The 17,918-nt window shown below is 70.6% G+C and carries 17 protein-coding genes and 3 pseudogenes; 6 read left to right on the top strand and 14 right to left on the bottom strand.

Annotated elements, in window-relative coordinates; translation table 11 throughout:
- Window positions 1-279: 279 nt before the first annotated feature.
- Together ACIQ5Y_RS39550 and ACIQ5Y_RS39545 are read right to left on the bottom strand one after the other, a co-directional pair.
- A complete protein-coding gene (locus ACIQ5Y_RS39550; protein WP_403892336.1) occupies window positions 280-759 on the bottom strand; it encodes a lamin tail domain-containing protein in 480 nt (159 codons plus the stop codon).
- Window positions 760-1,299: 540 nt separating this feature from the next.
- Entirely contained in the window at window positions 1,300-2,388 is a 1,089-nt protein-coding gene (locus tag ACIQ5Y_RS39545; RefSeq protein WP_403892333.1) for a serine hydrolase domain-containing protein, read from the bottom strand.
- Between the two features lie 358 nt (window positions 2,389-2,746).
- On the opposite strand from ACIQ5Y_RS39545, the gene ACIQ5Y_RS39540 reads away from it, so the two are divergent.
- From ACIQ5Y_RS39540 to ACIQ5Y_RS39530, 3 genes are all read left to right on the top strand, one after another.
- Window positions 2,747-3,475, top strand: a complete 729-nt coding sequence (locus tag ACIQ5Y_RS39540; RefSeq protein WP_403892330.1) for an SDR family NAD(P)-dependent oxidoreductase — start codon at window positions 2,747-2,749, stop codon at window positions 3,473-3,475.
- A gap of 142 nt (window positions 3,476-3,617) precedes the next feature.
- Window positions 3,618-4,196, top strand: coding sequence for a hypothetical protein (locus tag ACIQ5Y_RS39535; protein WP_403892327.1), 579 nt, complete (start codon window positions 3,618-3,620; stop codon window positions 4,194-4,196).
- Between the two features lie 386 nt (window positions 4,197-4,582).
- Window positions 4,583-6,343 carry a hypothetical protein gene (locus ACIQ5Y_RS39530; RefSeq protein WP_403892324.1) on the top strand — a complete coding sequence of 587 codons (1,761 nt, stop codon included), beginning with the start codon at window positions 4,583-4,585 and terminating at the stop codon, window positions 6,341-6,343.
- Between the two features lie 140 nt (window positions 6,344-6,483).
- Here the strand turns inward: ACIQ5Y_RS39530 and ACIQ5Y_RS39525 are convergent, their stop codons facing one another.
- Entirely contained in the window at window positions 6,484-7,074 is a 591-nt protein-coding gene (locus ACIQ5Y_RS39525) for a class I SAM-dependent methyltransferase (protein ID WP_403892321.1), read from the bottom strand.
- 519 nt (window positions 7,075-7,593) lie between these two features.
- Here ACIQ5Y_RS39525 and ACIQ5Y_RS39520 point away from each other — a divergent pair.
- Entirely contained in the window at window positions 7,594-8,466 is an 873-nt protein-coding gene (locus ACIQ5Y_RS39520) for a GNAT family N-acetyltransferase (RefSeq protein ID WP_403892318.1), read from the top strand.
- Window positions 8,467-8,505: 39 nt separating this feature from the next.
- Here ACIQ5Y_RS39520 and ACIQ5Y_RS39515 read toward each other — a convergent pair whose 3' ends face one another.
- The 3 genes from ACIQ5Y_RS39515 to ACIQ5Y_RS39505 all read right to left on the bottom strand — a co-directional run bounded on the left by ACIQ5Y_RS39515 (window position 8,506) and on the right by ACIQ5Y_RS39505 (window position 10,244).
- Window positions 8,506-8,610 carry a histone-like nucleoid-structuring protein Lsr2 gene (locus tag ACIQ5Y_RS39515; RefSeq protein WP_403892339.1) on the bottom strand — a complete coding sequence of 35 codons (105 nt, stop codon included), beginning with the start codon at window positions 8,608-8,610 and terminating at the stop codon, window positions 8,506-8,508.
- A gap of 570 nt (window positions 8,611-9,180) precedes the next feature.
- Window positions 9,181-9,552, bottom strand: coding sequence for a hypothetical protein (locus ACIQ5Y_RS39510; RefSeq protein WP_403892315.1), 372 nt, complete (start codon window positions 9,550-9,552; stop codon window positions 9,181-9,183).
- 368 nt (window positions 9,553-9,920) lie between these two features.
- Window positions 9,921-10,244 (bottom strand): plasmid stabilization protein, encoded by a 324-nt coding sequence (locus ACIQ5Y_RS39505; RefSeq protein ID WP_403892312.1) that lies wholly within the window; start codon window positions 10,242-10,244, stop codon window positions 9,921-9,923.
- Window positions 10,245-10,983: 739 nt separating this feature from the next.
- Between ACIQ5Y_RS39505 and ACIQ5Y_RS39500 the strand changes: the two are divergent.
- A pseudogene (locus ACIQ5Y_RS39500) lies at window positions 10,984-11,244 on the top strand (DUF1206 domain-containing protein); the annotation flags it as partial.
- 77 nt (window positions 11,245-11,321) lie between these two features.
- Here ACIQ5Y_RS39500 and ACIQ5Y_RS39495 read toward each other — a convergent pair.
- The 4 genes and pseudogenes from ACIQ5Y_RS39495 to ACIQ5Y_RS39480 all read right to left on the bottom strand — a co-directional run bounded on the left by ACIQ5Y_RS39495 (window position 11,322) and on the right by ACIQ5Y_RS39480 (window position 13,650).
- On the bottom strand, window positions 11,322-11,480 hold the full coding sequence (locus ACIQ5Y_RS39495; RefSeq protein ID WP_403892309.1) for a hypothetical protein: 159 nt from the start codon (window positions 11,478-11,480) through the stop codon (window positions 11,322-11,324).
- A gap of 14 nt (window positions 11,481-11,494) precedes the next feature.
- Window positions 11,495-11,737 (bottom strand): annotated as a pseudogene (locus tag ACIQ5Y_RS39490) (class II glutamine amidotransferase); the annotation flags it as partial.
- A 269-nt stretch (window positions 11,738-12,006) separates the two neighbouring features.
- Window positions 12,007-13,086, bottom strand: coding sequence for a glutamate--cysteine ligase (locus tag ACIQ5Y_RS39485; RefSeq protein WP_403892306.1), 1,080 nt, complete (start codon window positions 13,084-13,086; stop codon window positions 12,007-12,009).
- Between the two features lie 210 nt (window positions 13,087-13,296).
- Window positions 13,297-13,650 carry a PRC-barrel domain-containing protein gene (locus ACIQ5Y_RS39480; RefSeq protein WP_403892303.1) on the bottom strand — a complete coding sequence of 118 codons (354 nt, stop codon included), beginning with the start codon at window positions 13,648-13,650 and terminating at the stop codon, window positions 13,297-13,299.
- Window positions 13,651-14,069: 419 nt separating this feature from the next.
- On the opposite strand from ACIQ5Y_RS39480, the gene ACIQ5Y_RS39475 reads away from it, so the two are divergent.
- The gene (locus ACIQ5Y_RS39475; RefSeq protein ID WP_403892300.1) at window positions 14,070-14,339 is read left to right on the top strand and encodes a DUF6213 family protein; all 270 of its coding nucleotides are present in this window, start codon (window positions 14,070-14,072) and stop codon (window positions 14,337-14,339) included.
- A 576-nt stretch (window positions 14,340-14,915) separates the two neighbouring features.
- On the opposite strand, the pseudogene ACIQ5Y_RS39470 reads toward ACIQ5Y_RS39475, so the two are convergent.
- The 4 genes and pseudogenes from ACIQ5Y_RS39470 to ACIQ5Y_RS39455 form a co-directional block, all read right to left on the bottom strand.
- Window positions 14,916-15,806 (bottom strand): annotated as a pseudogene (locus ACIQ5Y_RS39470) (oxygenase MpaB family protein).
- Window positions 15,807-15,949: 143 nt separating this feature from the next.
- Window positions 15,950-16,405, bottom strand: a complete 456-nt coding sequence (locus ACIQ5Y_RS39465; protein ID WP_403892297.1) for a VOC family protein — start codon at window positions 16,403-16,405, stop codon at window positions 15,950-15,952.
- A gap of 138 nt (window positions 16,406-16,543) precedes the next feature.
- Entirely contained in the window at window positions 16,544-17,044 is a 501-nt protein-coding gene (locus ACIQ5Y_RS39460) for a DUF5709 domain-containing protein (RefSeq protein ID WP_403892294.1), read from the bottom strand.
- 68 nt (window positions 17,045-17,112) lie between these two features.
- The gene (locus tag ACIQ5Y_RS39455) at window positions 17,113-17,295 is read right to left on the bottom strand and encodes a hypothetical protein (protein ID WP_403892291.1); all 183 of its coding nucleotides are present in this window, start codon (window positions 17,293-17,295) and stop codon (window positions 17,113-17,115) included.
- Window positions 17,296-17,918 lie beyond the last annotated feature (623 nt).

Below are 17,918 nucleotides of genomic sequence, written 5' to 3'. Positions count from 1 at the left end.
TGCCGTTCGACGACGGGGCCCGCGTCACGTACTGGACAGGGGCCTCCGGCCTCGCCCTGCGCTTCATCATGTCGTCCTGACCAACCCCGACCGGAACCCCCGAGCGGCCCGTTGCCGGATCCGGCGGGGGCCGCGTTGAAGGGAGAGTTGGATCCGCACGAAAGGGAGGGTCGCTGCGCGGTGCAGCGACCCTCCCTTTTCATGTGGGGGTCAAGCCGGGACGGTCAGGATGCGAACCGAACCCCGTCGATGTTGCTCAGATGATGGTGCCGGCCGGGGTCAGTGGCCGTGGCGGTGTCCTCGGCGGCCCCAGGATTCGGTGTCGATGACGTTGCCGCGGTTGTCGCGGAGGGTGGCGGTGTCGCGCTCGTCCCAGACGCGGTGGCGGCGGCCCTGGTAGACGTCGTGGTCGGTGTCGCGGCCGTTGCCGGTGTGGACCCTGACGCTGGACTTGCCGTCGAGGCGGAAGCCGTTGAAGCGGTAGCGGTTGCCCTCCTTGTCGGTGAGGGTGAAGCCGCGCAGGTCGACGGAGTGACGGCCGGTGTTCCTCACTTCGACCCATTCGCGGTTCAGGGCGCGGTTGTCGTGCCCGCGGTCGGCTGTCTCGACGTCACCGATGACGATGGAAGAGTGCGAACCGCGGTGGTCGTGCCGGTGGTCGTCGGCGGCAGCCGGCACCGCCGCGGCACCGATCAGGGCGCCGGCGGCCAGGAGGCCGGCGAGGGTGCTGCGGGTGGCGCTGGCGAGGGAAGCAGACATGCGGATGGCTCCTTCAACGGTCAGCCCCGCCCGGCCTGGTGCAGGCCGGGTGGGCTCCGAACAAGTCCCGGCGTCCTGCCGAGGAGCCACACCCTGACCCCGAATCACCCCTGAAAGAGCCGAAAACTGCCGGTGTTGCTCAATGCGGACATTTCCGTAACTCTCCCTTGTAGTGGGCATGGGTCAAGGCTGCGTTGACCCCCCGACGCGGGAGGTCCGGTCGCGGCCCGGGGCGGCCATGGACCTGAGCGTCCCGCCTGACCCGCCCCGGGCTCCGTCGCTGCCCGTGGTGGATGCGCCGAACGGGTTCAACTCCGTGTAACAGCCGCCGTACGACCCTCCACCCGCCCGCGGCGCCTGCTCGCCCGGCTCGCACTTCCGGCCGCTCGGGACCGTACGCCCGGTCCGGTACGCGGCCGCCGACGCGGGGACCCAGGCTCGTATGAAGCGTTCTGCCGTGTCGTGGATGGCGGTCACCGGGTCAAACTCGGCAGCGGCAGCGCCTACGTCCAGGCGGGCGAGGCCATCGGCCCCGTCGAATCACGACGTGGAACCCGGCGGTGCTCCGCGGGCCTTGCGTGAAGAGACTTCGTTCTGGAGGGTGCGCAGCAGGTCGAAGGCGGGAGGGTCGACAGGGCGCTGGGTGTTGCTGAGGACTACGACCGCCGTGCCGGTCTCGGGGTCGAATCCGACGAAGGAGGAGAAGCCGCCGGTTCCTCCGTTGTGCCAGATCTGCAGATGGGCACCCTGGCGGGGGTGCAGGCGGTGGGCCGTCCAGCCGAGGTGCATCCAGGCGAATCCATTGCTGCGGTGCTCGACCTGCCGGGAGAGCCGGATCGCTTCCGCGAGCTCGCCGGGGCCACCGCCGTCCAACTGGGCCCGTACATAGGACACCAGGTCGGTCGCGGTCGACCACAGGCCTCCAGCCCCGGCGAGATCGGCCAGGTTCCAGGGAGGGGTGGGGCGACGCCGGCCGTCGTGGCCCTGCGCGAGCCGACCGGGCCGGGTCGCGGGGGCTGACACCAGCGTGTCGGACATGGCGAGCGGGGCGCACACCTGGGACGTCACCAGCTGTTCGTAGCCGGTGCCCGCGCGACGGGCGAGGGCCAGCCCGAGGAGTCCGGCACCGAGGTTGGAGTAGCGGACCCGTCGGCCCGGAGCAGCGCCGAGCCGGGTGTGGGCCAGCCCGGACAGCAACACGTCCGCAGTGCATCCGGCGTACGGATCGGGAGTGCGGGGGCGCAGCAGGGCCCGCGGCATCATGCCCTTGGGCAGCCGGGGCAGACCGGAGGTGTGGGTGGCCAGGTGCCGCAGGGTGATGTCCTGCCCGTCCCGGGACGGTACGACCGTTCCTTCGGGGAGGAGACGGGCCAGCGGCTCGTCGAGATCGACCGTGCCGGCGACCGCCATCCGGGCGAGGGCCAGCGCGGTGAAGGTCTTGGTGACCGATCCGATCTCGAACAGCGTGTCGGCACCCGGTGTCCCGCTGCCACCCCCTCCGGTGGTGCCCGCACCCGCGAACCCCACCTGCCCGTCGGTAACGGCGGCGACCACGACACCTACGTGCCGTTGGGCGAGCTGCTCCGCGGTCGCCAGGGCGAGCGCGCCGAGTTCCTGAGCCTTGTCCATGCCCGAATCATGCGGGCGAGCAGACCCCCGCCGACAGCGCCCTGATGATGATTCCGGGCCGCCGCAACGCGACTTGAGAAGGAGCGAGCCCGATACGAAGGAGAGTAGCCGTCGAGGTCCGGGGTTTTGACCTCGCGGCGTGCCAAGATCGGCCCGCGAGCCGGAGCCGGTAGGCCCCTCGGCCCCGTCGCACGGCCCTTCCACTCCCACGGGGAGCCGTTCTCCGACGTGGCCGTGGGCATCCTGCGCACCGGTGCCGGCAGACATCCCATGCTCCGCGTCCGAACAGGGCCACGAGGCCCCGACGCCGGCCCGGCAACCCACGACGAGCTGAGGCTCTCATCAAGGAGGAGGGAACGTGAGTCGGATCCTGGTGACTGGCTCTTCGGACGGTCTGGGACGAGCCGCGGCGGACGCACTCCTCTCCGACGGCCACGAGGTCGTGGTGCACGCCCGCAATCGCGGGCGAGCGGTCGGCATGCAGGACCTCGTCGACCGTGGGGCGAGCATCGTCGTGGGCGACTTCGGGGACCGCGACGCGGTGCGGCGCATCGCCGCCGAGCTGCGGGAGGCGGAGCCGCTCGACGCCGTGATCCACAACGCCGGCGTGTGGAGCGGGCCCGCGGTGATGCCGGTCAACGTCATCGCCCCGTACCTGCTCACGGCCCTGCTGAAGGGGCCGCGCCGACTGGTCTACCTGAGCAGCGGCTCGCACTACCAGGGGCGGACCGCCCTCGACGGCACCGACTGGCGGGGAGACGTACCGGGCTCGTACGCCGACAGCAAGCTGTTCGTCACGACGCTCGCGGCCGCGGTGGCCCGGCTGCGCCCCGGCGTGCTGAGCAATGCCGTGGACCCGGGCTGGGTGCCCACCAGGATGGGCGGACCCGGCGCGCCGGACGACCTCGAGCTCGGTCACCGCACGCAGGCGTGGCTCGCCTCCGGCGACGACCCGCGGGCACTGACCAGCGGCGGGTACTGGTACCACCAGCAGCGGCAGGAGCCGCACATCGCGGTGCACGACGAGGACTTCCAGAACCGCCTCCTGCACACGCTGGGGGAGGAGACGGGCACCGCCATCTCCTGACCCGCGGAGCCCGTCCGCGGAGGGGCAGGTTCTGCTCCGACCGGACGGTCTCGCCCCGTCGTGCCGCGGTTGACCCGGCGGTGCGGCTGCCGAACGGGATGTGTGAGACTCCCCTCGAATGATCATTCGGGGGAGTCTCACGTTGAACGCGTTCTTGAAGAGGGTGTGGATCGGACTGGCCGCGACGTTGATCGTGAGTCTGGCCGCCGCGGTACTGCCGGACCAGGTACAGATCGACGACGACGGGCGCGTGCACCTGGGCGCGCCCTCGTCCAAGCCGTCCGGATCCGCGTCGGCGCCCGCGTCGGAGCCCGAACCCACGTCGCCACCCCTCACGGGGGACGAGGTGGACGAAGTGATCCGGAAGGCGGTGCGCGCCGCGGGCCTCGACCCGGAGCAGGGCAAGTCGATGGTTCCGGCCGGATCCAACCTGAACAGGACGGGCTGGATGGCAGTCCGGGAGAAGGTCGCAGCGCAGTCCGAAATGAAGGCGATCTGTGCGGACTTGGAGCGCCAGGGCTGGGTACTGAACCCCAACGGCGACAGCGCCGACGCCTCCCGCAGCTACAAGCGCGGGGGCTGGTACCTGCTGGTGAGCACGCGCGGGAAGACCCAGGCACCCTCCAACACCCTGAGCGACTCGCAGACGTACCTGACCATGACCGGGCTCCGGCTCAACCTGTCCGGCGCACCGCTCCCCGAGATCACCGTCCGCATGTGAGGAACGCCCGGGCCACGGGCAGGTCGAGATCCGTTGCAGCGTCTTTTGCCGGGTGTGGTCCCGTCTGCGTGTCTGCGGCACCGCGGCACCCACCGCCCAAGTCGGTGAGGGGCCGTGGTCCGTGGTCTTCCCGCGCGGCCGGGGAACCAGGGGAGTCGTCGAGGCGGCGTTCCCGCCGGCGACTCCGGGTCTCATGCGGAGGCGGCTCCGTCACCTCTGCCGAGGGCTTCTCATCCGGAGCTTCGGGGCGTTCGGGTGAAGGCGATCGGTCACACAGCGTGTTCAGGCTGCGCCGGACCGGTGCGCCTCAAGGATCTTGTGCGCAGGGGCGGTCTTGCTGATCGTGAGGGCCCGCCTGTGGCGAAGTTCCGCACGAGAGGATGACCATGGGATTCGCGAAGTGTGGCCGGTCGGCACGTAGACGGGCCGCAGCCGCCGGTTTGGTGGCCCTGTTGTGGGGCGCACTTCCCCTGAGCGGGTGGTCGGCAGCGAATGCCGACAGCGGCAGAGCCGCCGAGCCCGGCATCGCCCTCGCCTGGGGCGACAACGGAGGCGGCCAGCTCGGCGACGGCTCCACTGTCGGGCAGAGCACCACCCCCGTCCGGGTGTGCGGTGATCCACCCTGCACCTCGCCCCTCGACCGCGTGCTGGCCATCGCCGGCGGATCCTTTCATTCCCTCGCGCTGCGGGCAGACGGCACCGTCTGGGCCTGGGGGGTCAACAGCAATGCCCAGCTGGGCGATGGCACCAAGACTGCAAGCACGACCCCGGTGCAGGTGTGCGCGGTCGGGGAGACCGCCCCCTGCGACACCTTCCTCACCGGCGTGAAAGCGATTGCCGCCGGTGTAGACCACAGTGTGGCACTGCGTGCGAACGGCACCGTCGTCGCCTGGGGGTTCAACGGCGAAGGCCAGCTGGGCGACGGCACAACGACCGACCGCAGGACCCCTGTGCAGGTCTGCGCGGTAGGAGGGATCGCCCCCTGCGCCGGTTTCCTGAGCGGTGTGAAAGGGATTGCCGCCGGCCGGAACCACAACCTGGCGGTGCGGACCGACGGCCGCGCCTACGCCTGGGGGCGCAACGCCCATGGCCAGCTGGGCAACGGGATGAGCGGCAACGACGTCCAAAGCAGCGTGCCCGTTGAGGTCACCGACCTCACCAACGTGACCGGCGTCGCCGCCGGCGGGGAGCACAGCCTGGCGGTGCTGACCGACGGCACCGTCCGCACCTGGGGATACAACGTCTTCGGTCAACTGGGCAACGGCGCGGATGCGGACAGCAGTACGCCGGTCGTCGTCTGCGCTCCTGGACAAACGAACTGCACCGCCAACCCACTCACCGGCGTGAGGTCTCTCGCCGCCGGCGAGGGGCACAGCCTGGCGGCGCTGACCGACGGCACCGTCCGCAGCTGGGGATTCAACGGCTCGGGCCAGCTGGGCAATGGCACGAACACCGCCACCAGCCTGCCCGTGCAGGTCTGCGCGACGGGCCAGACCGCACCCTGTACCAGCTTTCAGACCGGTATCACCAACATCGCCGCCGGCGGCGTCTACAGTCTGGCGCTGCGGGCCGACGGCGGCGTCCAGAGCTGGGGGAGCAACAACTCCGGCCAACTGGGCAACGGCAGGAGCGGCCCCGGCACCGGCACCAATGCGCCGGTTAGGGTATGCGCCTCCGGCCAGACCGCGCCCTGCAGCCGGTTCCTCGATGGCGTGGGCGCCATTGCCGCCGCCGGCCTCCACAGCCTGGCCGTCGCCCGGCCGCTGGCCGATGTCGCAGTCGACATCAGCGCCACCCCTGACTCCGTAAGGAGTGGAAGCAACCTGACCTACACGGTCACGGTGCGCAATATCGGGTCGACTCGTGCCGAGAACATCGTGCTCAACGACACTCTTCCTCCCGGGGCCAGGTTCGTCAGCGCGACGCCCGCACAAGGAAGCTGCACCGTTCCAACACCGGGATCCTCGGACACCGTGACGTGCCGAGTGGGTGTCCTGGGAAGCGGCGAGCAGGTCACGACCCAGATCGTGGTCAGGGTCGTGACCGCTGCCGGCAGTACCGTCACCGACTGGGCGACCGTGAGCAGCACTACGCCCGACCCCAACGAGGTCAACAACTCCGTGTCGATCGACACATCCGTTCGCTGAGGGACGGTCAGACCGGTGCACCGCGGACAGCCGCGATGCACCGGCCGCGTTCGCCTTCCCGACGACGCCGAGGGACACGACCGTGGCGCCTGACCCCCCCGCCGAATGCAGCAGGGCAAAGGCAGTCGACTCGTTCGCGGTCAGGGGCGCAGGGCGTAGCAGCGCAGGACGTCGAGGTCGGCGGTGCGGACGGCGGACCATCCGGCAGTCAGCAGTTCGGCGTCTGCGGGGGTGATCCCGGGTTCTTGGAGGGTCGGGTTGGTGGTCGTGCGCCGTCCCGCGACCTCGGTGACGACCCAGAAGGTGCCACCGGGTGCGAGGAGGTGGCGGACACGCTCGATGAACGCGGGCTTGTCGTCGATCCACCGGTAGACGAGGCGGCAGGTGATGACGGCGTAGGCGGGGTCGGGCAACGCGGTGAGGTCGTCGGTGGTGATGTCCAGACGCCGCCATGCCGGCCCCGAGCCGGGGCCGGTGTCGTGGGTGGCGGCGAGGGCGAGGGCGCTGGGGGCGCAGTCGATGCCGGTCGTGCGGTATCCGAGCTTGTGGTGGACATGGCGGGTCAGGGTGCCGACGCCGCATCCGATGTCGAGGGCGGGACGGCTGTGGCCGGGACCCAGATGCCGGTCCATCAGCTGTGTCTCGGCGTCGCACGGCTGCCGGTACTGGCGGCCTTCGGCCCAGAGCGGCTCCCAGTAGACGGAGTTCGCGGTGGATTCGGTGGCGGTCACGGTGATCCCTCCCCGGTAGGCGGCACGGCTGTGGTGTCGGGCGGAACGGGCATGGTCGCGGGGCGCACTCGGGCGAGGCCAACAGTAGGGCAACGGGGCGGTGTGACGGAGCACGCCGATGGTGAGGACGGCCCGAATGCAAGGGAGGGCCGCGAGGGTGCCGGCGGTCGCCGCGGACCTGCGGGGCGTGGACCACCTCGGCCGGCATCACCGCCACGCCGACCGCGCCCGGCGGGTCAGGCGGTTGTGGGGCGCGCGAAGGAGGTGGGAACGACCGGTTGCGCTTCCGGAGGACTTCATGACCCGTAGCCGCCGGAGCTCTTGCCCGAGGCGGCCGAGTAGGGACGCCGGCTCGTGGTTGTCCGGCGGCGCGCTCCGTACGACCGCTACCGCTGCACGGCCTGCGAGGCCGGTGCTGCGCGACAACGCCCGCGAAGCCGTCGAACACGGCCTGACCAGTACCCTTCGGGACACCCGCTCTATCCCAGAGGCAACTGGACAACGACGGAAGCAGTCGCCATGGTCAATCCCGTGCCCTCTACCGCGAGCATCTCGCTACGGCCCTACACGCCGGCGGATTCGACGGCCGTCCTGGCCCTGGCCGACGGCGACCGGGTCCCCGGACAACCCTCCGTGACACCGGGCATGCTCATCGAGGCACTCGAGGGCCGATCGCCCATCGACGGGGGCTGGTGGGCCGAACTGGACCGGCCAGAGACATACGTGGCCGGCGACGCGTGGGGCGGCGTCACCGGCGCGATCTCATGGGCCCTGCGGCCCCACGACGACACCGGGGTGATCCTCTGGCTTCACTGCCAGGAGAATGTCGAGACCGCCGACGCCCTGATCGGGCAGGCGGTCTTGCGCTTCGGCCGACGTCCAATCCAGGCCTTCCAATTCGCGACTGCCCTGACCCGTGGTCTCGAGGCCCTTCCCCGACGGCACCGCTCGGTCACCCATGACGCATTGGAGCGGGCTGGATTCATCGGACGGTGCCAGTGGCGCTATCTCATGATCGACCTGCCCGCCCCTGGTCTGCCCCGTGCCGAAGGGGTGCGCATCACTCCGGAGCTCGGCGACGACCGGGCGTGCCGTCTGCAAGTCCGGATGGGCGAGCGGCCCGTAGCGGAAGCGGTGATCGGGCTTCCGCAGGAAAGGACCGGCGTCCTGTGGTGGATCGCCGTCATGCCGGATACTCGCCGCCGCGGGCTCGGCAGCGCCCTCCTGGGCTCGGCACTGGACGTGCTCCGCTCCCACGGTGCGACCGCAGTGTTCCTCTATGTCGAGGCGGACTCGCCCATCGGCGGCGACAGCGACCGGACCGCTGCCACCGCGATGTACCGATCGGCCGGATTCATCGAGGTGGACAGGCTGTACTCCTACAACCGGTAGAGCAGGACGCCCGAGCGACGACTCCCTCGGCGCCGGGCGTCAGGGGCAGGCACAAGTGGCCCGTTGCCATGCGTCCAGGACTTCAGCGGGGATCCGGCCGCGGAGCGGTACTTGGTAGCCGTTCGCGCGTGCCCACTCGCGGATGCCGTCGGTGCTGACGGGCGGCCGGGACGGGGGCTCGGGGTAGTCGATCGCAGGCGCTGCGGAAGGGGGTCGGTGATCCAGAACAGGTGCTCGCCGTTGTTGGTGACACCGATGGTGAACAGGCGGTTCGGATTGTAGGGGACGGGGTGTCTTCCCTGGTCGCAGTCGCGCTGGAGATGGTCACGGATGCGTGCGGGCATCGGGCCGGTGAGGTTGGCCCAGGGCGTGTTCGCGTTCGGGTGGTAGATGTTGATGTAGTCGCAGTAGAGCCCCGGCCCATATGTGCCTGCGAGTTCCTTGTAGTCCTCGGGGAGCCTCATCCCGAGTTCCGTTTCCACAGCGCTCCAGTCGATCGGAAACTGCCGCGGTGCGGCCGGTGGCGGGCAGACGCGGTACAGAGCGGCCGGATCGGTCATTGGATTCCTTGGCGGCGGCGGATCTGCTGGGCAGCGCTGTCGGGGTTGAGGAGGCTCGCTCCCAATCGAGACCGGAACCGACTCCCACCGCCTCACCACCGCCCGGGCCCGGGCGGAACCCCAGCCTGCCGGCCAAGCCGAAACGGACCGGCACTCACTCAGTACCGCCGCAGACCCCGAAGACACGAGCGACCCATTGATTCATCCGGGCTTCGAAGTCCGTCGCTGAGGCGATGTCCGAAGCCGGGAGGGAACCGGCGTCGTCGCGGCCGGCGCTGAAGTCCACGTCAGCCCAGCCACCACGAAACAGCACAACCGACAGCTCGGCCTCTCCCGGACCGGAGATGACCACGCCAACCGAGTCGGGGTCATGCACCCGAGCCCTGTCGGTCTCCAGAGACTGGGGCCACGGCGCCTCGGTATCCCTCCAGGTCACCTGGTCCACTTCGAGGCCGGCCGACCTCCAGCCCACCGTCTGGCCGGCCAGCACCGCAGCCACCTCATCAAGATCAACGACCCTGTCCATGAGGTGATCATCCCTCATGGACGAGCTGGGCGGTCCGAGAATCCGGCACCAAGACCGCGAGGCAAGGGCGCCGGGCCGTTGTTGGCACGGCCCGATGTTCCAACATGGGCAAGGGCGGGTTGCCCAGCGCCCTCTGCCGCCTGCGCCGCACAGGCCGGGCCTGCCGGCCCAGCATGACGGCCCGCACGGAAGCATCAAGCGGTGTCCGCCTGGAGCGGTTCCTGAAGTCCGACACCCTACGCAGGCCCGCCGGCCTGCGGGCCCGGGCTTGACGTGAAGGGCGAGGCAGCGCGCCGGGCAGCCGCCAGAAGGCCTCTGGCGTCCTCGGCCGTCCCGTAACCGCCTGGCTCATGTGCGTGGTCGCGTTGTCAGTGGCCGAGAGCACGCTTGAGCTCGGCCTTGTCCATCTGCGAGCGCCCCTTGATGTTCCGCTGCTTGGCCTCGTTGTACAACTGGTCCTTCGTGGGGCCTTGGGAGCCGCTGTGGGAGTGCCGGCCACCGCGCTTGGACGCGGGCATGTCCTCGATGGACGATCGGCTGGCCGTCTTGGACTCACCGGCCTGGGCGCGTTCCTTGTTCACGGTCCGGGCGGCGATCTCCTTGGCGCGCTCCTCCGACTCACCGCGCCGCTCGGCGGACTCCTTGATGTGCTCGTACTGACGTTCTCGCTTGGGAGACGATCCGCGTGGCATGGCGATCTCCTTTCGCTCGCCGATCGCCTACCCCGATTCATCGGCGCCAAGACCCCGCACTCCGGAAAGTGCTCCACGACCTCGGGGTGGCCCGGCCCCGGTCGAGCCCCGACCCCGGCCGGGATTCCGTGCTGCGGCCCAGCCCCTCGCCGCACGGCACGGACCTTCCGGCATGCCTCGGGCGCGGTGCATGCGGTCTCCTGCGCTGGGCAGGTGCCCTGCGTACGAGGAGGACGGCCGGACCCGGTGCAGGCAGCCTGAATCGTGCACGTCTGTGACGAGATGGACCTTGATCACATAGAGGCCCCGCGGGCGTAGTTGTTCACTGCCATCGACCGGGCTCCGAGGGGCGCCACGGTGGTGGTCGACCTCATGAACCTGTGGACCGTGCGGTGCGCCGCGCGGGAGCAACTGGCCCCCTGGCTCGCGGAGAAGCACCCGGACGCCTTGCCGCGCGTGATCGTGCAGCGCATCGACGAACTGACCGCCGGCCACCGCGAGGTGGCCGCGCTGTTCGACAGGCCTGGTGGAGCTGCCGAAGAACCTGGAAGGACTCGATGCCGCAGGCCCCGAGTTCGCCGGCTGATCGCCGCACTGAAGGCGGCGGTAACCGCCCACGTGTACGGCGAGGAGGAGAACCTCTTGCCCCGGCTCTGCCCGGTGTGCTCCGTGCGGCCTCGCATGGCGTGGGCCCGATCGGGCAGGCGCGGGTGTGGGAGACCTTCAGAAGGGGCGACTCATGACGACGGCATCCGCCAGTGCAACCCGGGCTCGCGCCACGCACGAGGCAGTGGCCGTCGCCGCCCGTTGTGGGCTCGCCACGCGCGGGGTGCTGTACGTACTGGTGGGCATGCTGGCCCTGCAGATCGCGTTCGGCGACACCGAGGCGGTGGCCGACCGCTCGGGAGCGCTCACTGCGCTCGCCGACCACTCCTACGGGCGGGTGCTTGTGTGGGGTATCGGTCTCGGCCTGGTGGCGATGATGCTGTGGCGCTTCTCGGAGGCCCTCTTCGGTGTTGCCGGACCGGACGGACGCAAACCCACCAAGCGCGTTGCTTCCGCCGCACGCTCCGTGTTCTATGCGGTGGTCGCCTTCTCGGTGTTCTCCTTCGCCGCCGGCCGGGGCGGTGGGCGCTCCGGCGACGCGCAGTCGCGGGACGTGACGGCCATCTCGTCCCGGAAGGTGAGACGGGCCGCGCCCACCGCGATCACGATGCCGCCGATGGCGATGCCCATTCCCACCAGCGCCACGAGCGGACGTGGTCCGCGATCTCGCGCAGGTTGCGGTTGCTCCACGCGGGGCCGATCTCCCGGAGGATCGCCGGACTGCCCGTGTCCTCCTCGGTGTACCAGCCGACGCCGAAGCCGTCACCGTTCGTCGTTTCCACCCCGAGTTTGGAGTGCAGACTCTGATCGATCAGCGAGTGGGCCGGTTTGTAGAGGATGCTGTCGAGCAGCAGAGGCGTTCCTGAATACGCGAGCCATCGGCACATGGGCGATCACCTGAGTTCTCTGCACGTGCGGGAATACGCGGCCCCCGGCTGCCCGGCGCGTCGAGCGTGGAACGGGCCCTCCCCGGAGGCACTGTGCGCCACGCCATGCCCGCTGTTCGGGCGGCGCTCATCCGGCCCATCTCATTGTCGTCTCCGGCGTCGCGCACCGCCAGACGGACACGGACCGCACGGTCCGTCGCTCCGGCCTCGGCGGGTGGAACCGGAACCCCGATCGGCCCGCCGACAGGTCGATCCCACCTACGGGTGGCTCATGCGGTGATCAGTTTCGCGACCGCGGGCAGACCGGCCCGGGCCAGTGCGCGGCGCTGGCGGTCGGCCGCCGTTCCGTTCCGGAGGAGCCGGTGGGCGAGAGCGGTCACCTCACGGTGGTCACCGTTCTCTTCGAGGGCGGGACCGATGTACCGCAGGAGCGCGTGCAGCACGTCGCCGCTGCTCCGCACCCGCCCCCAGGGGTCCACCAGAGTGCTGCTCATCCCGTGCCTGGCGGCGTGCCACGTAGCGGCTTGCAGGAACTCCTGCCGGCAGGGCACGAGAGCGACTCCGGCCTTCTCCTCGGCGATGGCGGTGGCGGCGAGCCCGCGGACGACACCGGCGAGCATCACCGCGTCGTCCGCCTCCAGCTGCACGTCACAACAGCGCACCTCGACGGTGGGGTATCGCTCCGAGAGCCGGGCCAGCCAGTACAGCTGCCCGCGGTCGGGGACCACCCCCGGTTTCACCAGCGCGTCGGCCCGTGCCTCGTAGTCCGCGAGCCCGTCGAAGACCGGTGGTGGCCCGCTGATCGGCCAGCGGCCGAAGATGATCGTGCGCCAACTGGCGAACCCGGTGTCCCGCCCGTCCCACAGGGGACCGTTCGCGGACATCGCCAGCAGGGTCGGAAGCCATAGGCGCAGCCGGTTCAGCACGCCCACGCCGGTTTCGCGGTCGGGAACCCCGACGTGGACGTGCATCCCACAGATCAGCTGCTCATCGACCAGTAGCCGCGCCTCCGCCTGCATCCTCTGGAATCTCGCCGTGCAGGTGATGGGTACGGGCGAGGCGTCCCGGACCGGCGCGGTGGCGGACAACGCGATGCGGCAGCCGTTCGCCTGAGCGGCGGAGGCGACGGCATGGCGCAACCGCAGAAGGTGGCCCCCCACCTCCTCAAGGGTCGTGCACACGGGGGTCGCGACTTCGATCTGGGCCTGCAGAAGCTCGTTCTGGACCTCTCGGGCATCCGCGATCGGTGCCAGGCGGGCCGTGTCACGCACCTTCTGCACCAGTGGTGTGGGAAGGAGGGTCTCCGGGTCGACCAGCAAGTACTCCTCTTCGACCCCAACTGTGATCATGCTGGAGTCGCTTCCCCGAACGCGCTGTGATCATCCGGGCCGCGGAACCATTTGGCGGTAGCCCGTGCCACCCGGCGAGCACGTGTTCTTCCGCGGTCGCAGCCTCCTCCCGGCTCACGAACCGGCCACCGGATCAACCGCAGCGGTGAACGGCAGCCGAAACGGCTCTGCACGGCATCACCCCCATCCGCTCGGTATCCGGCAGGCGTGTCACATGTGCGGCATGCCGTAGTACTTGGCGAACTGCTCGAGGTAGCTGTCGTCGCGGGGCTGCCTCTCCCGCTCGAACTCGGGCGCGTCCTTGATCTGGTCCTTCGTCCGATCGACGTAGACCGTTTCGGTCTCACGGTCGACACGCCGGACGGTACTCGCGGGGAGCAGCACGTGCCTTCCGAAGATCCAGATGCCGGTGTCGACGACGAGGTAGCCGGCTCCTGCCTCGTCCGTGTGCTCGTCGACCTTCCCCATCTTTCCGTCGGTCGCCTCGACCTTGAATCCGACCAGGCTGGTTCCGGTCTGGTAGCCGGAAGCAGCGCGGTATCCCCAGATGCCATCGTTCGTCATGGCTGCTCTCCCTTCACGCGGCCGGCGGAGCCGTCGGTGCCGTACGGCACCAAACGTGCGCAATCCGAGCCGGTGGGGCGTTTTGTGCCGTGCGCCTACCCGAGCCGTGGCCGCCTACGCACGGTCCCGGCCGGTAGGGAGGGGCTGGTGCCCTCAGGCCAGGCGCTGCTGTTGCGCAGCTGCCGAAGGACAGCGGGCTGACCGCTACGGGGTTCCGGGGGCCCAGGAGCTCCGGTCGGTGCAGGGCAGACGCGCGTACCGGTCCTGATATCGGGTAGCCGCACTTCAGGGTCCGGATCCGGCGCACAGGGAGGGGACATGAGCCGGAGTGCCCGGGAGCCATCGTCCGTGTGGGGGATCGGCGTGGCGCGATGACCCGAGAGAGCGTCTGACACCGTCCGGTTGGGAGGTCGATTCACATGAGCGAGTCCATACCACTGGTCTCCGCTTCGGGAGGCTCCCTGATGATCCCCGCCGACGAAGTCACCGCCTTGCTGCGGCGGATCGCGGTCGCGTGGCTGCGGTCCGACGAGGGGGACACGGAGCTTGATCCGGGCACCATGCGGGCGCTCGCCGGTGTGCTGGGTGAGCTGGCCGATCAGATCGACGTCGAGTGCATCGGGTCCATCCCGAGCGTTGCCGAGGGCGCCGTGAGGGGAGTTCACGGAGACGGTTCTGGGCGGGGCTGAGAGGACGAGCCGCTAGGAGTCGTCCGTGACGCGACCGTTCTACAGCCGCTCGGCACGCCTGTACCGCTGGGGTTCCCGGTTCTGGCGGGAGCGATTTTCGTCACCGCGGCCTCCAGCTCGGGTGGGCGCAGCCCACTGAACGGCACGCGGTCGCGCGGAATGCACGAGCTGATCGGCGCCCCCGACCTCCGCCGGCGACGACGTGGCCCTCACACGGTCGGCCGGGCGGCCGTACGCCTTGTGTGCGCATCGGCGATGGAAGTCAGGAAGGGGACCGACCCCTCGGCGGGGTGAACGGCCTCCTGGCCGGCGTTGGATCGGGTCTAGTGGCCGGAGACGGGCCCGCGGCGCGCGGGATGCGGCCCCCGTCGCAGCCATGAGGCCAGGACCACATCCCGCACCGGGCCCCTACCCAGGGCGAGGAAGGTGACACGGTCGCGGTGCAGAGAGCGCCGGAGCGGACGGTTCGTGCGTACTGCGCACCGTCCCCTGCCCCGCGTTCCTTCCGGGCACGTCTGGAAACGTCACCGTCGTGTCGAGGAGGTTGCAGCGCGCCCGGATGGCCCGGGCGAGCCCTCAGCCGGGTGGTGCCGGAGGGGGAGCCGGGGGCAGGGCCCAGCGGAGCGCCCGGGTCACGGCATGGCCGCCGGCGCGGGCGGCCCGCGGCGGGATACGGGCGGCGGCGGGCGCGGACCCGGTGGCGACGGCCGCCCTCGCCCACGGCGGCAGCAGTTCCAGAGCCGCGGCCGCCAGCAGCGTGTACGGCAGCCGGGCGGCCCCCGGCAGCGGCGGATCGGTCAGCAGGAACCGTGCGGTGTCCCGGGACGCCGCGGTCGGCCGTAGGACGGGACGGTAGGAGGCCATCAGCAGCGCCAGCTCATGCCCGTTCTCCGGTGGCCGGTCCGAGCCCAGGGCCCGGGCCACGCGCGCCGTATCGGCGAGGTAGGCGTCGCGGCCCGCGGAGTCCAGCGGGTGCTTGCCGTAGTGCTGGTGGGCACGAAGGAAGCAGTACGCCTCGGCGATGTGCACCTAGGTCAGCAACTCCGGGTCGTCGGCCCGGTACGGTGTGCCGTCGGCCGTTCTGCCCCGGACGAGTGCGTGTACCTTCCGTACGCGGGCCACGGCTGCCTCTGCGTCGGCGCTCGTGCCGAAGGTGGTGACCGCGAGGAAGGTACTGGTTCGCTGCAAGCGGCCCCAAGGGTCTCCCCGGTAGCCGGAATGCGCTGCCACGGCGGCCATCGCGAGCGGGTGCAAGGACTGCAGGAGCAGGGCGGCCAGGCCGCCGACGAACATCGACGCATCTCCGTGGACCTGCCGCACCGGTCTTCCCGGCTCGAACCAGCGAGGCCCGGGAGTCGAGTGGATCCGCTCCCGTTCGTGGGCCCCATCGGGCCCCGCGACCCGCAGGAAGACCGCCTCGCCGGCCCGTCGCCTGATCCGCCGCACGGCATTCGTCGGCGTTGCCATGCCGACAGTATGCGCCTGGCCCGTTCCGGGATCCCAGATCCGGTCACCGCACGGCGCCCAGGGCCCAGAGGGCCATCGGTCGTCCAGCCCACACCCGCATGCCGTCGGGGCCGGGCGGCGATGACCGGGGCCGGCACGGTGTCTCACGTGTCCTCGGGAGGCGCGGCGAAACGGGGCAGGATCAGGGAACCGTCCGCGGCCAAGGTGAAGCCGGGGTTGTGGGCGACCTCCCAGGGGTGGCCGTCGGGGTCGGTGAAGACGCCCGAGTAGAAGCCGATCGCGTTCACGGCGGCGGGTCGGGTGACCGTGCCACCGGCCGCCGCGGCGAGGCGGAGAAGAGCGTCCACCTCCCCGTCCGTACGTACGTTGTGCGCCAGGGCGATGCCTCCGAACCCTCCGAACCCGGCCGGCCGGGAGTCGGGCAGCCCGCAGTCTTCAGCCAGTTTCCGGCGGTCCCACAGGACGAGGGCCATTCCGCCCGCTTGGTGGAAGACCGTTTCCTCGACTTCGGTACCGCACCATCCCAGCGCCTCGTAGAAGCTCCTGGCACGGGCGAGGTCCGTGACTCCCAGGGTGATCAGGCTGATCCGCTGTTCCATGCCGACACCGTAGCGGCCGCGTGCGGCCGCGGCAGTGGCCGTCGATCCGCGCCGGGCTTGGGCCGGTACGGCAGGCGGTGCCGGGGCTCATCGACCCGGAACGGAAGGGCAGGCTGATCAGGGCCCGGCGGAGTGGGGTCACTCCTGCTCCGGTTCCTCCTCCACCACGTGCATGGCCGCCTCTTCCGCGGAAGCGGCCCCGCCGTCGATCCCGGCGTCGTGGGCCAGTACGGAGATGTGTCCCATGCCCGGCCCCTCATCGGCCGGCGCCATCCGGCCTGCCCGCTCCCGGCCCGCTGTGGTGGTGTCACCGCCCGGGTCGCCGGTCACGTCTTCGCTCTCCGGGGCCCTGGCAGGGTTCCCCCAGGGAATTGCGTGGGCGTCGTCGTCCATGACGTCCGCTTCCGGTTCCTCCTGGGCGAGCCGTTGGTCGAGCGTCTCGCCGGTCTGCTGTTCCTCGGCGGTGGTGCCGTGCCGGGTGGCCGCGACGGGGCGGTCGGGCGGTGAGTACCCCGTGTCCAGGGTCTGGTCGAGATCCGGTTCGCCGAGGGCGTTCTCCATGTCCGGCTGCGACTCGCCGGGCTCCGCCCCCTCCTGGGGCTGGTGGACGTCATCCCCTCGGGCGTCGCTTCCGATCATGACCTTCGCCTCCTTCTTCCGCATCCGCGCGGCGACGCGGAACGGTTCCCGTTCACAACTGTCCTCCCTCAGATGTTCCGCCCGGGTTCCTCGTCGGCTTCGCCCCGGTGCCCCCGCCCGGGGGAGCGGCCCGCTTCGAAGAGGTCGATCATCCGGTCCCGGAGGTCGTCGAAGTCCTGCCAAGGAGTCGCAGGTCCCTCGGCGGTGCGCCGGACGGTCCTGTGCTGTTGCATGCCGCGTGCTGACGCCACGACGGTCTCCTTCCGTGGCCCCACTCGTCGTCGCCGCCACGCTGCGCCCTCTCGCTGATCGGCGCAGCGGAGATCCTGGGAGGCATGCGTCTTCCCCGGATCGGCACGTTCATGCCACCGGCCGGGCGCAGCGTCGGTGTCGCGCCGCACTGGTCGCCCACGGCCGGCGGAACCAGCTCCGGTTCGCCTTCGCCGCCGGCCGGGAGCCCATCGAGCACGTAGGAGAAGGACCGGGTCCGCTCCTCGTGGCGCTTCGGTGCGCGTCGCGAGCGGAGGTTCCCGGATCGGCGGGTTCGCCGCCGGCGCGCGGTCGCTGGGAGTTCTGAAGTGACACCGGGCGCGAGTTCGCAGCCCTGGTCACGGTCCGACTTGTACACATACTCGGACGGTGACGTTCGGGGCTCCCGGCGGTGAGCCGCCCCACAGGACCCACGTCACATACGACCCGGGCTAGTAGTCGGTGGGAGCCCTGTGCCGCCCTCCTGGAGGGGGGTCGTGGGGCCCGTGCTGCGATGCCGTCTAGTACGGGGGGTCGTTGCCAGGGGGTGGGGGTGTCGGTAGAACTGGATGAGTCGCCGGGCGGCACGGGTGCTTCACCCGCCGCCCACCGATCCCCTCTCCTT

This window comes from Streptomyces sp. NPDC096339 (genome assembly GCF_044762985.1).
GTDB lineage: Bacteria > Actinomycetota > Actinomycetes > Streptomycetales > Streptomycetaceae > Streptomyces.
Note: the sequence above shows the minus strand (reverse complement) of the source record. Positions and strands in the feature narration are given on the sequence as shown.

What these genes read in the sequence shown, in the direction of transcription:
- ACIQ5Y_RS39495 (WP_403892309.1), bottom strand. Translation starts at nt 11,480, where the DNA reads ATGGGCATCGCCATCGGCGGCATCGTGATCGCGGTGGGCGCGGCCCGT.
- ACIQ5Y_RS39460 (WP_403892294.1), bottom strand. Translation starts at nt 17,044, where the DNA reads ATGATCGGAAGCGACGCCCGAGGGGATGACGTCCACCAGCCCCAGGAG.
- ACIQ5Y_RS39485 (WP_403892306.1), bottom strand. Translation starts at nt 13,086, where the DNA reads ATGATCACAGTTGGGGTCGAAGAGGAGTACTTGCTGGTCGACCCGGAG.
- ACIQ5Y_RS39530 (WP_403892324.1), top strand. Translation starts at nt 4,583, where the DNA reads ATGGGATTCGCGAAGTGTGGCCGGTCGGCACGTAGACGGGCCGCAGCC.
- ACIQ5Y_RS39475 (WP_403892300.1), top strand. Translation starts at nt 14,070, where the DNA reads ATGAGCGAGTCCATACCACTGGTCTCCGCTTCGGGAGGCTCCCTGATG.
- ACIQ5Y_RS39465 (WP_403892297.1), bottom strand. Translation starts at nt 16,405, where the DNA reads ATGGAACAGCGGATCAGCCTGATCACCCTGGGAGTCACGGACCTCGCC.
- ACIQ5Y_RS39480 (WP_403892303.1), bottom strand. Translation starts at nt 13,650, where the DNA reads ATGACGAACGATGGCATCTGGGGATACCGCGCTGCTTCCGGCTACCAG.
- ACIQ5Y_RS39520 (WP_403892318.1), top strand. Translation starts at nt 7,594, where the DNA reads ATGGTCAATCCCGTGCCCTCTACCGCGAGCATCTCGCTACGGCCCTAC.
- ACIQ5Y_RS39545 (WP_403892333.1), bottom strand. Translation starts at nt 2,388, where the DNA reads ATGGACAAGGCTCAGGAACTCGGCGCGCTCGCCCTGGCGACCGCGGAG.
- ACIQ5Y_RS39505 (WP_403892312.1), bottom strand. Translation starts at nt 10,244, where the DNA reads ATGCCACGCGGATCGTCTCCCAAGCGAGAACGTCAGTACGAGCACATC.
- ACIQ5Y_RS39550 (WP_403892336.1), bottom strand. Translation starts at nt 759, where the DNA reads ATGTCTGCTTCCCTCGCCAGCGCCACCCGCAGCACCCTCGCCGGCCTC.
- ACIQ5Y_RS39510 (WP_403892315.1), bottom strand. Translation starts at nt 9,552, where the DNA reads ATGGACAGGGTCGTTGATCTTGATGAGGTGGCTGCGGTGCTGGCCGGC.